This window comes from Streptomyces humi (genome assembly GCF_001005085.2).
GTDB lineage: Bacteria > Actinomycetota > Actinomycetes > Streptomycetales > Streptomycetaceae > Streptomyces > Streptomyces humi.
Genome location: NZ_LBMU02000037.1, coordinates 48,447 through 63,682, shown reverse-complemented (window position 1 = coordinate 63,682; position 15,236 = coordinate 48,447). Strand labels below are relative to the sequence as shown.

12 protein-coding genes are annotated in these 15,236 nt (G+C 73.3%); 5 read left to right on the top strand and 7 right to left on the bottom strand.

Translation table 11 applies throughout. The annotated features are described in order from the left end of the window. Nucleotides 1-54: 54 nt before the first annotated feature. Complete coding sequence (locus AAW13_RS16255) at nucleotides 55-1,851, top strand: bifunctional metallophosphatase/5'-nucleotidase (RefSeq protein WP_046729610.1); 1,797 nt, start codon at nucleotides 55-57, stop codon at nucleotides 1,849-1,851. 43 nt (nucleotides 1,852-1,894) lie between these two features. On the opposite strand, the gene AAW13_RS16250 is transcribed toward AAW13_RS16255, so the two are convergent. Next, complete coding sequence (locus tag AAW13_RS16250; protein ID WP_046729609.1) at nucleotides 1,895-3,301, bottom strand: lysine N(6)-hydroxylase/L-ornithine N(5)-oxygenase family protein; 1,407 nt, start codon at nucleotides 3,299-3,301, stop codon at nucleotides 1,895-1,897. Beyond that, nucleotides 3,298-4,656, bottom strand: coding sequence for a pyridoxal phosphate-dependent decarboxylase family protein (locus AAW13_RS16245; RefSeq protein ID WP_046729608.1), 1,359 nt, complete (start codon nucleotides 4,654-4,656; stop codon nucleotides 3,298-3,300). The genes AAW13_RS16250 and AAW13_RS16245 overlap by 4 nt, the downstream gene beginning before the upstream one ends. Before the next feature lie 229 nt (nucleotides 4,657-4,885). On the opposite strand from AAW13_RS16245, the gene AAW13_RS16240 reads away from it, so the two are divergent. After that, on the top strand, nucleotides 4,886-5,434 hold the full coding sequence (locus AAW13_RS16240) for a GNAT family N-acetyltransferase (RefSeq protein WP_240528636.1): 549 nt from the start codon (nucleotides 4,886-4,888) through the stop codon (nucleotides 5,432-5,434). Nucleotides 5,435-5,608: 174 nt separating this feature from the next. Here the strand turns inward: AAW13_RS16240 and pepN are convergent, their stop codons facing one another. The 3 genes from pepN to AAW13_RS16225 all read right to left on the bottom strand — a co-directional run bounded on the left by pepN (nucleotide 5,609) and on the right by AAW13_RS16225 (nucleotide 9,602). Then, on the bottom strand, nucleotides 5,609-8,092 hold the full coding sequence (gene pepN / locus AAW13_RS16235; RefSeq protein WP_046729674.1) for an aminopeptidase N: 2,484 nt from the start codon (nucleotides 8,090-8,092) through the stop codon (nucleotides 5,609-5,611). 221 nt (nucleotides 8,093-8,313) lie between these two features. After that, a complete protein-coding gene (locus AAW13_RS16230) occupies nucleotides 8,314-8,670 on the bottom strand; it encodes a chorismate mutase (RefSeq protein ID WP_046729606.1) in 357 nt (118 codons plus the stop codon). 35 nt (nucleotides 8,671-8,705) lie between these two features. After that, nucleotides 8,706-9,602, bottom strand: coding sequence for a helix-turn-helix domain-containing protein (locus tag AAW13_RS16225; RefSeq protein WP_046729673.1), 897 nt, complete (start codon nucleotides 9,600-9,602; stop codon nucleotides 8,706-8,708). Nucleotides 9,603-9,709: 107 nt separating this feature from the next. Here AAW13_RS16225 and AAW13_RS16220 point away from each other — a divergent pair, with 107 nt between their 5' ends. Further along, nucleotides 9,710-11,461, top strand: a complete 1,752-nt coding sequence (locus tag AAW13_RS16220; RefSeq protein WP_046729605.1) for a glycoside hydrolase family 35 protein — start codon at nucleotides 9,710-9,712, stop codon at nucleotides 11,459-11,461. Between the two features lie 155 nt (nucleotides 11,462-11,616). Then, nucleotides 11,617-12,507 (top strand): hypothetical protein, encoded by an 891-nt coding sequence (locus tag AAW13_RS16215; protein WP_046729604.1) that lies wholly within the window; start codon nucleotides 11,617-11,619, stop codon nucleotides 12,505-12,507. Between the two features lie 124 nt (nucleotides 12,508-12,631). Here AAW13_RS16215 and AAW13_RS16210 read toward each other — a convergent pair whose 3' ends face one another. Continuing rightward, the gene (locus tag AAW13_RS16210) at nucleotides 12,632-13,537 is read right to left on the bottom strand and encodes an SDR family oxidoreductase (RefSeq protein ID WP_046729603.1); all 906 of its coding nucleotides are present in this window, start codon (nucleotides 13,535-13,537) and stop codon (nucleotides 12,632-12,634) included. 1 nt (nucleotide 13,538) lies between these two features. Then, on the bottom strand, nucleotides 13,539-14,375 hold the full coding sequence (locus tag AAW13_RS16205; protein ID WP_046729602.1) for an SDR family oxidoreductase: 837 nt from the start codon (nucleotides 14,373-14,375) through the stop codon (nucleotides 13,539-13,541). Between the two features lie 99 nt (nucleotides 14,376-14,474). Here AAW13_RS16205 and AAW13_RS16200 point away from each other — a divergent pair, with 99 nt between their 5' ends. After that, entirely contained in the window at nucleotides 14,475-15,236 is a 762-nt protein-coding gene (locus tag AAW13_RS16200; RefSeq protein ID WP_046729601.1) for an enoyl-CoA hydratase family protein, read from the top strand.

The window sequence follows — 15,236 nt, the reverse complement described above, 5'->3', positions numbered from 1 at the left end:
CGGGCAGGACACAATCTACGCGCGTCGTTGACCGTTTCCCGAGGAGATCGAGACATGCCCTTGAACCGCCGGAAGTTCCTGAAGAAGTCAGCCGTCACCGGTGCGGGGGTCGCGGTCGCCGGGGCGGCGGCGGCTCCGGCACAGGCGTCCGCGCGGCCCGGCCGGCACCCCAAGCGGTACTCGCTGACCGTCATGGGCACCACGGACCTGCACGGGCACGTCTTCAACTGGGACTACTTCAAGGACGCCGAGTACTCCGACAAGGCCGGCAACGCGATGGGCCTGGCCCGCGTCTCGACCCTGGTGAACCAGGTGCGCGCGGAGAAGGGCCGCTGCAACACGCTGCTGCTGGACGCCGGCGACACCATCCAGGGCACCCCGCTGACGTACTACTACGCCAAGGTCGACCCGATCACCGCCAAGGGCGGCCCGGTGCACCCGATGGCGCAGGCCATGAACGCGATCGGGTACGACGCGGCGGCGCTCGGCAACCACGAGTTCAACTACGGCATCGAGACGCTGCGCACGTTCGAGGACCAACTGGACTTCCCGCTGCTCGGCGCCAACGCGGTGGACGCGAAGACCCTGAAGCCCGCCTTCCCGCCGTACTTCGTCAAGAAGTTCCACGTCCCGGGCGCCCCGCCGGTCAAGGTCGCCGTCCTCGGTCTGACCAACCCGGGCATCGCGATCTGGGACAAGGCCTACGTCCAGGGCAAGCTGGCCTTCCCCGGCCTCGAGGAGCAGGCCGCGAAGTGGGTGCCGAGGCTGAAGGCGCTGGGCGCCGACGTGGTCGTGGTCTCGGCGCACTCCGGTTCCTCCGGCACCTCCTCCTACGGCGACCAGGTGCCCTTCGTGGAGAACGCGGCCGCGAACGTCGCCAGGCAGGTGCCGGGCATCGACGCGATCCTGGTCGGCCACGCGCACCTGGAGATCCCGGAGCTGAAGGTCACCAACGAGGCCACCGGCAGGACGGTCGTGCTGTCCGAACCGCTGTGCTACGCCGAGCGCCTCACCGTGTTCGACATCGAGCTGGTGTTCAGCAAGGGTGCCTGGCAGGTGGAGTCGGTGGCGGCCTCGCTGCGCGACTCCAGGACGGTCGCCGACGACCCGAAGATCACCAGACTGCTCTCCGACGAGCACGCGAAGGTCGTCGCGTACGTCAACCAGGTCGTCGGCACCGCCACCGAGACCCTCACCACGGTCGACGCCCGTTACCAGGACGCCCCGATCATCGACCTGATCACCAAGGTCCAGGAGGACGTGGTCAGGGCGGCCCTGGCGGGCACCGAGTACGCCGAGCTGCCGGTGATCGCGCAGGCCTCGCCGTTCTCGCGGACGTCCGAGATCCCGGCCGGCAACGTGACCATCCGGGACCTGTCGAGCCTCTACGTGTACGACAACACGCTGGTCGCCAAGCTGATGACGGGCGCCCAGATCCGCGCGTACCTGGAGTACTCGGCGGAGTACTACGTCCAGACGGCCGTCGGCGCGGCCGTCGACGTGGAGAAGCTCACGAACGCCGGCAACCGTCCGGACTACAACTACGACTACGTCTCCGGTCTGCGCTACGACATCGACGTCGCCCGGCCGGCCGGGTCGCGGATCAGGAACCTGACCTACGACGGGGCCGCCCTGGACGACTCGCGGCAGTTCGTGCTCGCGGTGAACAACTACCGCGCCAACGGCGGCGGCGCGTTCCCGTACGTCGCCTCGGCCAAGGAGCTGTGGTCGGAGTCGACGGAGATCCGCACCCGGATCGCGGAGTGGGTGACCGCCAAGGGCGTCCTGGACCCGAAGGACTTCGCGTCGGCGGACTGGCGGCTGACGCGCGAGGGCACGCCGGTGTTCTGAGAGGGGCGGCCGGCGCCGGTCCGGGCGGCCCGGCGCCGGTCCCTCAGTCGACCAGGGGCGTGAGCTGCCTCGGCTGCTGCTGGGCCGGGACCCGGTCCTCGGGTCCCTCCAGGCCGAAGCTGGTGAAGGCCGTGCGCGCGGGCAGCGGGTAGGGCTCCTTGCCGGTCAGGGAGTTGAGGATGGTGGCGCTGCGCCAGGCGGCGAGGCCCAGGTCGGGCGCGCCGACGCCGTGGGTGTGCAGCTCGGCGTTCTGGACGTACGCCGCTCCGCTCACCGACGGGTCGAGGACCAGCCGGAACCGCTCGTCCACGCGCGGGCGTTCGCTGCTGTCACGGCGCAGGTAGGGGTCGAGTCCGGCGAGCAGCCGCCCGAGGGGGCGCTCGCGGTAGCCGGTGGCCAGGACCACGGCGTCGGTGGTGAGTCGGGAGCGGCCGCCCTGCTGCACGTGTTCGAGGTGGAGCTCGACCTTGGTGGTGGCGATGCGTCCGGCCGTACGGACCTGGACGCCCGGCGTGAGGACGGCGTCGGGCCAGCCGCCGTGCAGGGTACGGCGGTAGAGCTCGTCGTGGATGGCGGCCATGGTGTCCGCGTCGATGCCCTTGTGGAGCTGCCACTGGGAGGCGACGAGCCGGTCCCGGACGGGCTCGCCGAGGGCATGGAAGTAGCGGGTGTGGTCGGGGGTGAAGTGTTCCAGGCCGAGCTTGGAGTACTCCATGGGCGCGAACGACTCGCTGCGGCCGATCCAGTGCAGCTTCTCGCGGCCGGCCGGCCGGTTCCTCAGCAGGTCGAGGAAGACCTCGGCACCGGACTGGCCGGAGCCGACGACGGTGACGTGCTCGGCCGTGAGGAGGGCCTCGCGGTGGTCGAGGTAGTCGGCCGCGTGCAGGACGGGTACGCCCGGGGACTCCACCAGCGGCTTGAGCGGGTCGGGCACGTACGGCACGGTGCCGACCCCGAGCACGACGTTCTTCGTGTAGGTACGGCCGAGGGCCTCGGCCTCTCCTTCGGCGTCGAGCTGGGTGTGGTCGACCTCGAACAGGTCGCGTTCGGAGTTCCAGCGGACCGCGTCCACCTGGTGGGAGAAGCGCAGTCCGGGCAGGCTCTCGGCGACCCACCGGCAGTAGGCGTCGTACTCGGCGCGCCGGACGTGGAAGCGCTCGGCGAAGTAGAACGGGAAAAGCCGCTCGCGGGCCTTGAGGTAGTTGAGGAACGACCAGGGGCTGGCGGGGTCGACGAGGGTCACCAGGTCGGCGAGGAACGGCACCTGGACGGTGGCGCCGTCGATCAGCAGTCCGGCGTGCCAGTCGAAGCGGGGGCGCTGTTCGTAGAAGACGGTGTCGAGTTCGGCGAGCGGGTGGGCGAGCGCGGCCAGGGACAGGTTGGACGGACCGATGCCGATGCCGACCAGGTCGCGGGGTGCTTCGGGCTCGTGGTGTGGGGGGTGGGTCATCGCGGGGTCGTTCCTTCCACGAGTTTCAGGAGGACGGCCAGTTCGTCCGGCCGGGTGTGGGGGTTGAGGAGGGTGGCTTTGAGCCAGAGCCGGCCGTCGAGCCGGGCCCGGCCGAGGACGGCCCGGCCGTCGTGCAGCAGGCTGCGCCGTATGCCGGCGACGTCCTCGTCGGTGGCTCCGGTGGGGCGGAACAGCACCGTGCTGATGTCCGGCCGGTCGTAGAGCTCGAAGCCGGGGTGTTCGCGGACCAGGGAGGCGAACTCCCGGGCCCGTGCGCACACCTGGTCCACCAGCGCGCCGAGTCCGGAGCGGCCCAGGGTCCTGAGGGTGACCGCGATCTTGAGGATGTCGGGGCGGCGGGTGGTGCGCAGGGAGCGGCCGAGCAGGTCCGGGTAGCCGGCCTCGGTGTCGTCGTCGGCGTTGAGGTAGTCGGCGCGATGGTGCAGGACGCCGAACTCGGCGGGGCGGGCGACGGCGAGGAGGCCGGCGGCGACCGGCTGCCAGCCGAGTTTGTGCAGGTCGAGGGTGACGGTGTGGGCGCGCTCCAGGCCGGCCAGCTTGTCCCGGTGCCGGTCGCTGAAGGCGAGGCCGCCTCCGTAGGCGGCGTCGATGTGCAGCCGGGCGCCGTGGGCCGCGCAGAGCCCGGCGATCTCGGGGAGCGGGTCGATGTGCCCGGCGTCGGTGGTACCGGCGGTGGCGGCGACGAGGCAGGGGCGGGGCAGGTGGGTGAGGGCGTCGTGGAGGGCGGCCGGGTCGAGGGTGCCGTTCGGGGTGGGGAGCACGACGGGGTCGGGCAGGCCGAGCAGCCAGGCGGCGCGGGGCAGCGAATGGTGGGCGTTGGCTCCGTGGACCAGCTGGACGCGGCCGTCCAGGGCCTCGCGGGCGAGCAGCAGGGCGAGTTGGTTGGACTCGGTGCCACCGCTCGTGACCACGGCGTCGGCGAGGCCGATGGTGTGGGCGAGGGTGCGGGTGACCATGGCTTCCAGGGCGGTGGCCGCCGGGGCCTGGTCCCAGGAGTCCAGGGAGGGGTTGAGGGCGCTCGCGGCGAGGTCCGCGGCGGCCGCGACGGCCAGTGGCGGGCAGTGCAGGTGCGCCGCGCACAGCGGGTCGGCGGGGTCGGCGGCGCCCTCGGCGAGGGCGGTCACCAGGGTGCGCAGGGCGTCGGGATCACCGTCGTCGGGGAGTACGTCCCCCATGGCGTCCGCGACGCGCTCGGCCACCGCTTCCGGACCGCCGGCGGGCAGCGGTCCGCCGCGTGCCCGGCCGCCCGCGCGCAGGGCGTCGAGCACGGTGTCCAGCAGGGGCCGCAGGGCGTCGGGTCCGTGCGGTCCGGATGCGAGGGGCGGCATGCCCATGGGCTCTCCTCGGGTCGCTGGCCTAAGGGGGTGGTCCGCGGGGGGGAGTTCCAGCTTGTACGGGATTGGGTCTGCGCGCCCATAAAGCTCAACGATCGGAACCCGAAAGTGGGTACTGCCGTGCGGGGAAAACCTGTCGGGACGTCCGGCGGCGGGTGGTGGCCCGCGTGTGGGGCGGAGCGGGGCAAGGGCGTTGAGGCGGGGGCTGACCGGGGCTAACGTCGGTCGGGTGGTTGACGCGTGGATGATCGACGTGCCCGGTGAGCGGGTGCTGGTACGGGAGCCGCTGCCCTCGGACGAGGTGCCGCTGCTGGACCTCTTCGAGGCCTGCGAGGACTGGTTCGTGGCGGCGACGGGGCTGCCGTCGGGGCCGGGCGACGTGCAGAGCCTGTTCTACGGGCTGCCCGAGGGCGCCGACCCCGACGACAAGGTGCTGCTGGTGCTGGAACGGGACGGGGTGGTCTCGGGCCTGGTGGACGCGGTGCGCGACCATCCGGGGCCCGGCGCGGTCGCGGTGGGCCTGTTCCTGCTGGCGCCGTGGGCGCGCGGCCGGGGCCTCGGCCGCGCGCTGGCCGAGTCGCTGCTGGCCCATGCCGAGGGGGTGTCGCTGGTGACGGCGACGGTGCCGCCGGGCTGGCGGGCCGGGGAGCGCTTCCTGGAGCGCCTCGGCTTCACCCTGGGCGTGCCGACGCCCAGAGCCGCCGAGGTGGGCAACCGGCGCGCGGGCCCACGGGAGGGCGGGGTACGCCGGGCCGAACTGCGCCCGTCCGCGGGCTGAACAGCCGACCACGCACCCAGCCGTACCCACGGCGCCCTCGGCTGGGGTGTGTCGCGAAAGTCCCCCGGGGGTCGGGGCACGAGACCCCCCCCCGGATCGAGACGCGGAAGCCCCGTCTGACCCACCCTTCGGGTGCCCCGCCCTCCGGGTGAACGACGGGGCTTCCGCGGCCCCCTACGCCCCGCGGACCCGCAGCGCCCTTTCCAGGTCGTCCAGTTCGTCGGTCAGGCGGCGGCGCAGGGCGGTGACCGGGTCGGCGTCGCGCAGGCAGTCCCGGCCGAGGGCGAGGTTCTCGGCGTCGACGGCGTGGACCGGGAAGGCCTCCCGGCCGACCACCCCGGCGATGGCGGGCCCGCGCCGGGCGGCGACGGCGACCGCGTCCTGGTAGTAGCGCGGCACGTACTCCCGGACCAGGTCGGCCTGCTCGGGGTGCCAGAAGCCCTGGGCGGTGGCCGCGAACAGGTAGTTGGACAGGTCGTCGCCGGTGAACATGGCCTCCCAGGCGGTGCGCTTGGCCTCCGGGTGGGGCAGCGCGGCCCGGCAGCGGGCGGCGCCCTCCTGGCCGCTGGCGCTCGGGTCGCGTGCCAGCTCGGCGGCGATCCGGTCCTCGTCGACGGCGCCGAGGACGGCGAGCCGGCTCATGATGCGCCAGCGCAGCTCGGGGTCGAGTTCGGGGCCGCCCGGCACGGTGCCGTCGGCGAGCCAGGCGGCGATGGTGTCGGGCTGGGCGGCGGCGCGGATGAAGTGCCGTACGGCGATGAGGCGCAGGCCGGGGTTGTCGCCGTCCTCGGTGCGCCGGATGAGGTCCCGGCAGAGCGCGGACAGGATCGCGAGGGCGGCCGGGCGCTCCTCCGGCGTGAGGTAGCGGTCGACGAGGTGGAGCGCGGTGAAGGCCAGCACGCCCTGGACGAGCGCCAGGTCGGTCTCGCGCGGGAGATGGGCGCGGGCGGTCTCCAGGTAGGTGGCGGGCGCCAGTTCGCCGTCGCGGACCGCGTCCCGCAGGGCGTTCCACACCACCGCGCGGGTGAGCGGGTCGGGCAGGCCCGACAGGTGGGCGCGGATCGTGGCGGCGGACTCGGCGTCGAAGCGGATCTTGGCGTAGGTCAGGTCGCCGTCGTTGAGCACGAGCAGCGCGGGGCGCTTGCCGAGGGGCTGCGGGGCGGTCCCCGGGATGTCGAGGTCGATGCGCTCGCGCAGGGTGAGCCGGCCCTCGTCGGCGAGGTCCTGGTCGTACACGCCCACGCAGACGCGGTGCGGGCGGCTGCCGGTGCGCTCCACGGTGAGGCCGCGGGTGCCGTCGGCGGCGGTGGCCAGGACCGGGACGAGGGTGTCGACGCCGGTGGTGCGCAGCCAGGTGTCGGCCCAGGCGTGCACGTCGCGGTCGGTGGCGGCGGCCAGGGATTCGATGAAGTCGGCGAGGGTGGCGTTGCCGAACCGGTGCCGCTGGAAGTGGATGTTGATGCCGGCCAGGAAGTCCTTCTCGCCCATCCAGGCGACCAGCTGGCGCAGCGCGGAGGCGCCCTTGGCGTACGAGATGCCGTCGAAGTTGAGCAGCGCGGCGGCGGTGTCGTCGACGGCCTCGGGGGCGACGGGGTGGGTGGAGGGGCGCTGGTCGGCGTCGTAGCCCCAGGCCTTGCGGGCGACACCGAAGTCGACCCAGGTGTCGGTGAAGCGGGTGGCCTCGGTGAGGGTCTGGTAGCCCATGTACTCCGCGAAGGACTCGTTCAGCCAGATGTCGTCCCACCACTGGAGGGTGACGAGGTCGCCGAACCACATGTGGGCCATCTCGTGGGCGACGACCATCGCGCGGGTCTGGCGCTCGGTGTCGGTGACGGCGGAGCGGTAGACGAACTCGTCGCGGAAGGTGACCAGGCCCGGGTTCTCCATGGCGCCGGCGTTGAACTCGGGGACGAACGCCTGGTCGTAGGAGTCGAAGGGGTAGGGCTCCTCGAACTTCTCGTGGTAGCGGTCGTAGCACGCGCGCGTGATGTCGAGGATCTCCTCGGCGTCGGCGTCGAGGTGCGGTGCCAGCGAGCGGCGGCAGTGGATGCCGAAGGGCAGTCCGCGGTGCTCGGTGCGCACCGAGTGCCAGGGGCCGGCGGCGACGGCGACCAGGTAGGTGGAGATCAGCGGGGTGGCGGCGGCCCGCCAGCGGCCCTCGCCGAGGTCCTCGGTGACGCCGTTGGCGAGGACGCTCCAGCCTTCGGGAGCGGTGACGGTCAGCTCGAAGACGGCCTTCAGGTCGGGCTGGTCGAAGGCGGCGAAGACGCGCTGCACGTCGTCCATGAACATCTGCGTGTAGACGTAGGTCAGGTCGTCCGTGGGGTCGGTGAAGCGGTGCATGCCCTCACCGGTGCGCGAGTAGCGCATGGTGGCCTCGACGCGCAGCTCGTGCTCGCCCGCGGTGAGGTTCCTCAGGGGCAGCCGGTCCTGGTCCAGCGTCTCGGGGTCGAGGGACTGTCCGTCGAGAGTGACGGCGCGCAGTTCGGCGGGCTTCATCTCGACGAAGGTGTCGCCGTCGGACCGGGCCGAGAACCGGATCACGGTGCGGGAGTCGAAGGTCTCGTCCCCGGTGGTCAGGTCGAGGTCGATCGTGTAGCGGTGGACGTCGAGGAGCTCGGCGCGGCTCTGCGCTTCGTCGCGAGTCAGTACGGACATGCGGGCCATGCTGCCCGATGACACCGACAACGCACAGGGGTGGGTGCGCTACGCGGCTTATGTCCGCCGTGCGGCCACGGTGCGGGACGCGTCGGCGCTGGTGGACGCGCCGTCCGGCGCCGTGCGCGGCCCGCGCCCGCGCGCCCGTTCGAGCGCCTCGGCCCGCGGGGGTCGCCCGGCGGCGCCGGGGCGCTCTCCCAGGCGTACGACGCGCACTTCGGTCAGTGCGGGTCCGCCGCCGCCCCCTCGCTGTTGACGGTGTCCTCGGCGATGGACTCGTGGTGCCGGATCACCTCGGCGATGATGAAGTTCAGGAACTTCTCGGCGAAGGCCGGGTCGAGTTTCGCGTTCTCGGCGAGGGCGCGCAGCCGGGCGATCTGCCGGGCCTCGCGGGCCGGGTCGGCCGGGGGCAGCCGGTGGACGGCCTTGAGGTGCCCGACCTGCTGGGTGGCCTTGAAACGCTCGGCGAGCATGTGGACGACGGCCGCGTCGATGTTGTCGATGCTGTCGCGCAGCCGGCCGAGCTCCGCGCGGACGGCGGGGTCGACGTCACCGGTACCGGTGTTGCTGGTGGTCATGGACGTCAACCCTACGGGGGGCGGCCGCGTGGTCCCTAAGGGCCTTCGGCGGGGCCGGGCGCCGGCGGACCGGATTCGCCGGGCTCCCGGAGGTCGTCGTTCCAGTCCTCGGGCACGGCCCGGCTCTGCTGGGCGCGGAAGCGCACGGGGGCCGTGCCGACGCGGCGGGTGAACAGGCGGGAGAAGTAGGCGGGATCGTCGTAGCCGACGCGGCGGGCGACGGCGGCGACGGACAGTTCGGTGGTGGCGAGGAGTTCCTGGGCGCGGCCGAGCCGGATGCCGATCAGGTAGTCCTTGGGGCTGCACCCGGCGACCCGGCGGACGGCGGTGCGCAGCTCGGCGGGGCTCATGCCGTGCCGGGCCGCGTGGTCGGCGACGGTCATGCCGGTGCAGGCGTCCCGGGCGAGCGCGTGCAGCACCGGGTCGCCGTCGGGGGCGAGGTCGGCGCGGGCGTGCCGCAGGGCCACGAGGAGCTCGTGCACGGCGGCGCCGGTCTCGACCTCCAGGAGGGGGTTGCCCCGGCGGGCGGCGCGCGCGATGCGGGCGATGACGTCGCGGGGGCCGGTGGCGTCCGCGAGGGGCACCACGGGCCGCTCGGGCTCGATGTAGCCGAGTTCCGTGTAGGTCGCGGTGTCGGGCCCGGTGAAGGTCACGAACGCCTCGTCCCAGCCGCTGTCCGGGTCGGGCCCGTAGTGGTGCGGTACGCCGGGCGTGAGCCACACCAGCGCGGGCGCCACGACGGCGGTACCGCGCCCGTCGGGCGTGCGGTACCAGCCCCGGCCCGCGCTGATCACCACGGCGACGTGATGGTCCAGCACGCGCGGGCCGACGGCGGGCACCGCGCCGTACTGGAGTCCGACGCCCCAGCAGACCAGGCCGAGCCGGCGGTGGACGGCGCCGGGTGTGAAGAACCGCATCCAGGTACGGAAGATCGGCGGGCCGCCCGGCACTGCGCGCTCCTTGCTGTCGGCTCTTTCGTCCAAGTGCTGCCGATCTTTGTCCATGGTCCGGGCGCCCGCCGACAGGTCAGGCTGAGCCTATGAGTGACTTCACGGTGGGCGAAACCGATTTCCTGCTGGACGGGCGGCCGGTGCGGCTGCTGTCCGGCGCGCTGCACTACTTCCGGGTGCACGAGGAGCAGTGGCGCCACCGGCTCGCGCTGCTGCGCGCCATGGGGCTGAACTGCGTGGAGACGTACGTGCCGTGGAACCTGCACGAGCCGCGGCCGGGCGGCTTCCGGGACGTCGAGGCCCTCGGCCGGTTCCTGGACGCGGCACGGGAGGCCGGTCTGTGGGCGATCGTGCGGCCGGGACCGTACATCTGCGCGGAGTGGGAGAACGGCGGTCTGCCGCACTGGGTGACCGGCGAGCTGGGCGCACGCGCGCGCACGCGGGACGAGCGTTTCCTCCGGTACGTGGACGCGTGGTTCCGCCGGCTGCTGCCCGAGGTGGTGTCCCGGCAGCTGGACCGCGGCGGCCCGGTGATCATGGTGCAGGTCGAGAACGAGTACGGCAGCTACGGATCCGACGCCGCCTACCTGGCCCACCTCACCGACCTGCTGCGCGCGGAGGGCGTCACGGTGCCGCTGGTCACCTCGGACGGCCCCGAGGACCACATGCTCACCGGCGGCTCGGTGCCCGGCCTGCTCGCCACGGCGAACTTCGGCTCGCACGCGCGCGAGGCCTTCGAGGTGCTGCGCCGCCACCAGCCGCAGGGCCCGCTGATGTGCATGGAGTTCTGGTGCGGCTGGTTCGACCACTGGGGCGGCGAGCACGTCGTACGGGACGCGCAGGACGCGGCGGCGGCCCTGCGGGAGATCCTGGAGTGCGGGGCGTCGGTCAACGTCTACATGGCGCACGGCGGCACCAACTTCGCCGGCTGGGCGGGCGCCAACCGGCCCGGCGGCGAACTGCACGAGGGTCCCCTGGAGGCGGACGTGACCTCGTACGACTACGACGCCCCGATCGACGAGTACGGACGCCCCACCGAGAAGTTCTGGCGTTTCCGCGAGGTCCTGGCCGAGTACCACGACGGCCCTCTGCCCGAACCGCCGCCCGCACCGGCCGCGTCGGACGCGCCGGCGGACGTGACGGTGACGGGCTGGGCGCCCCTGACCGCCGTCCTGGAGACCCTGGGCACCCCGGAGCGGGTCCACGCCGTCCCGCCGACCTTCGAGGAGCTGGGCATCGCCCGGGGCCTGATCCGCTACGAGGTGGACGTCCCCGGCCCGCGCGGGCCGTACCCCCTCACCGCGCGGGGCCTGCGCGACCTCGCGGTGGTCTACGTCGACGGGGAGCGGGCCGGGGTGCTCACCGAGGAGGAACCCCAGCTCAAGAAGCCGGTCGCGGGACCCGCGCGCGTGGAGCTCTGGGTGGAGTCGCTCGGCCGCGTCAACTACGGCCCCCGCTCGGGCGAGACGAAGGGCATCACCGGCGGCGTCCTGCACGAACGCCAGTTCCTGCACGGGGTACGCGCGCGTGGCCTGGATCTCGACGCCTTCGACGGCGGTGTGGCCGCGGTGCCGTTCGGTTCCCCTCCGGAGGACGGCGCCCCGGGCCTGTACCGGGGCACGCTGGCGGTGCGCGGGGCCGGCGACGCCCGCCTGCACCTGCCGGGCTGGACCCGCGGCTTCGTCTGGATCAACGGCTTCAACCTGGGCCGCTACTGGTCGACGGGCCCGCAGCAGTCGCTCTACGTACCGGGCCCGGTCCTGAGGGAAGGCGAGAACGAGGTGTGGATCCTGGAGCTCCAGGGGACCGAGCGACGAACGGTTCAGGTAGCGCCCCTCTAGGGGCGCCGGTTCCTCCCCCGGCCTTCGGCCGGGGGAGGAACCGCGCGATCAGCCCCCACCGGCCCGCGGTGTCCGAACAGCCGTCTGCCCCGTCTTCGCCCATCCCCCGCATACTGTGAAAGACAGCTCCAGCGGCGTCCGTGGGGGTGACTGACGTGGCGAACGGCGGCCCGGTGGAACACGGCTACCCGCACCTGGACACGGTGCGGGCCGCCGTCACGGCGTTGTACCGCCGCCTGTCCTACGACACCGTCCAGACCTTCGCCACCAGCGTCGCCCCCGCCGACGTGGCGTTCTGCGACACCGACGACCTCCACCTCGGCTCGCAGCGCGTCGCCCGCGAGATCGTGCGGCACTTCCGCCTGCCGGACGCCCGGATGATCGTCGGCTTCAAGGACATGACCCACGCGGCGAACGTCGAACTCACCGCGGGTCCCGAGTACTTCGTCGAACTGAACGACCGTTTCCGCACCCACCGCAGGGACATCGGCGCGGCCCTCGCCCACGAGGTGACGCACGTCTACCTGCACCGTCTGGACCTGTCCTTCCCGAGCACCCGGGAGAACGAGATCCTGACGGACACGGTGACCACCTACCTCGGCGCGGGCTGGCTGCTGCTGGACGCGTACCGGGAGCACGGGGAGGCCTCCCAGAAGCTCGGCTACCTGACGCCCGAGGAGTTCGGTTACGTCCTGGCCAAGCGGTCCCTCGTGTTCGGCGAGGACCCGTCCGTGTGGTTCACCAGCCCGCAGGCGTACACGGCTTACCAGAAGGGCATGGCCAAGGCCCGCCAGGACGAGGAGCAGCCGCCGCTGACCGCGGCCGGCTGGGCGGGCCGCCGCCGCTACGCGCGCGACCGCCGCCACGCCCCCGGCGCGCCCGCCCCGCAGCCCGGCGCCCCCTACGCCTTCACCCCCGACAGCGGCGGGCGACTGCGGGTCTCGTTCCCGTGCCCGACCTGCCACCAGCGGATCAGGGTGCCGGTACGGGGCCGGGTCCGGGCGCGCTGCTCCCTGTGCCGGACGGTACTGGAGTGCGACACCTGAGGGCCGCCACCGAGCGCACCGCCAAGGCCGCGACCGAGCGCACCGCCAAGGCCGCCACCGGGCGCACCGCCAAGGCCGCCACCGAGCGGACCGCCAGGGCCGTCCCGAGCGGGCGGTGCGCCGGTCACGCCCCGTACGCCGCCCCCGGCGGCTCCGCTTCGGCCAGCAGCTTCAGTGTCGTCCCGCCCGCCTCGGCCGGAGTCCACCGCGCCCCCTTGTCGGCGGTCGGACCGGGCCGCCAGCCCTCCATGACGGTGATCCGGCCGCCCTCCGTCTCGAACACCCGCCCGGTGACTCCGGTGCTCGCGGCGGAGCCCAGCCAGACCACGAGCGGGGAGACGTTCTCGGGGGCCATGGCGTCGAAACCGGAGCCGGGGGCGGCCATGGTGGTGGCGAACGTGCGCTCGGTCATCCGGGTTCGGGCGGCCGGGGCGACGGCGTTGACCTGGACGCCGTAGCGGGCCAGTTCGGCCGCCGCGACCAGGGTGAGGCCCACGATGCCGGCCTTCGCGGCGCTGTAGTTGCCCTGTCCGACCGAGCCCAGCAGACCGGCCCCGCTGCTGGTGTTGACGATCCGGGCCACCGGGGTCCGGCCCGCCTTGGCCTCGGCCCGCCAGTGCGCCGCCGCGTGCCGGAGGGGCAGGAAGTGACCCTTGAGGTGCACCCTCATCACCGCGTCCCAGTCGTCCTCGCCGAGGTTGACGAGCATCCGGTCGCGCAGGAACCCGGCGTTGTTGACGAGGGTGTCGAGGCGGCCGTACGCGTCCAGGGCCGTCGCCACCAGGGACGCGGCTCCGGCGTCGGTCGCGATGTCTGCGCCGTGCGCCACCGCCTCGCCGCCGGCCGCCCGGATCTCGTCCACGACGCCCCGGGCGGGACTGTCCGGGCCGGGCACGCCGTCGAGGCCGACGCCGAGGTCGTTCACGACGACCCGGGCGCCCTCGGCGGCGAAGGCGAGCGCGTGGGCCCGGCCGAGCCCGCGCCCGGCGCCGGTGACGGCCACGACCCGGCCCGCGCAGATTCCGCTCATCTCAGTCCTCCTTGTCCACGGTCATGTCGGCGGTTCCCATCGGCGGTTCCTGCCGGCGGTGCCCGTCGGCGCTTCCCGCGGACGGTTCCTGTCCGCGGTCCTCATGGGCGGTCGCGGCGTCGAGGAAGGCCGGCCGCTCCCCGCCCCCGTGCACGAGCAGACTGGCCCCGGTGATGTAGGCGGCCGCGTCGGAGGCGAGGAAGACGGCGGCGGCCCCGACGTCGGACGGGGCGGCGAGACGGCCGAGCGGAACGGTCCGGGAGACGGCGTCGATGCCGTCCGGACCGCCGTAGTGGAGGCCGGCCAGCTCGGTGCGGACCATGCCGACGACCAGCGTGTTGACCCGGACCCGCGGCGCCCACTCCACCGCCATGGACCGGGCGAGGCTCTCCAGTCCGGCCTTGGCCGCGCCGTAGGCGGCAGAGCCCGGCGAGGGCCGGCCGCCGCTGACGCTGCCGACCATCACCACCGCTCCCGCGGCCTGGCTGAGCCGCTGGTACGCGGCGAGGGAGGCGGTCAGCGGAGTGACGAGGTTGAGCTCGATCACCCGGGCGTGCCGCTCCGCTTCGGCGTCGGCGAGCTTCCGGTAGGGGGTGCCGCCCGCGTTGTTGACGAGTACGTCGACCCGCGGCAGGGCGTCGAAGAAGGCGCGGACGGCGGGCGGGTCGCGCAGGTCGAGCGGGGCGAACTCGACACCTTCCAGGGGGCGTTCGGGCGGTCGGCGGGCGCAGGCCAGGACCCGGGCGCCGGTCTCGGCGAAGGCGCGGGCGATCCCGGCGCCCACGCCTCTGGTGCCGCCCGTGACGACCACGGTCCTGCCGCTCGGCGAGTTGTCCACAGGCCCTCCCGCTCGTCCGCACCGGCTGCTAGCTTCGAAGCCTCACCTAACAAATGTTTGGTGGAAAGGCAGCTGAGTGCGAAGGTAGCTGATGCGTCCATGGGTGTCTCCACCTCGTCCCCGGAAAAGGGAATCTCGCTCGTCACGGTCGACTTCCCGCCGGTGAACGCGCTGCCGGTGCGCGGCTGGTGCGAGCTGGCCGACGCCGTGCGCGCCGCAGGCCGTGACTCCTCGGTGCGGTGCGTGGTGCTGGCCGCCGAGGGCCGGGGCTTCAACGCGGGCGTGGACATCAAGGAGTTGCAGGCCGCCGGGAACGAGGCGCTGATCGGCGTGAACCGCGGGTGCGCGGAGGCCTTCGCGGCGGTGTACGAGTGCGAGACCCCGGTGGTGGCCGCGGTGCACGGCTTCTGTCTGGGCGGCGGGATAGGCCTGGTGGGCAACGCGGACGCGATCGTGGCGAGCGAGGACGCCGTGTTCGGCCTGCCCGAGCTGGACCGGGGCGCGCTGGGCGCCGCCACGCACCTGGCCCGGCTGGTGCCGCCGCACCTGATGCGGACGCTGTACTACACCTCGCGCACGGCGACCGCGGCCGAACTGCACGCGCACGGCTCGGTGTGGCGGGTCGTCCCGCGCGCGGATCTGGACGCGGCCGCCCTGGAGCTGGCGCGGGAGATCGCCGCGAAGGACGGCAGCCTGCTGCGGCTGGCCAAGTCCGCCATCAACGGCGTCGACCCCGTCGACGTACGGCGGAGCTACCGCTTCGAACAGGGCTTCACCTTCGAGGCCGCCCTCAGCGGGGTGGCCGACCGGGTTCGTGACACCTTCGGAAGGGAGGGTGCCGGAAGTGCCGAAAACGACTGA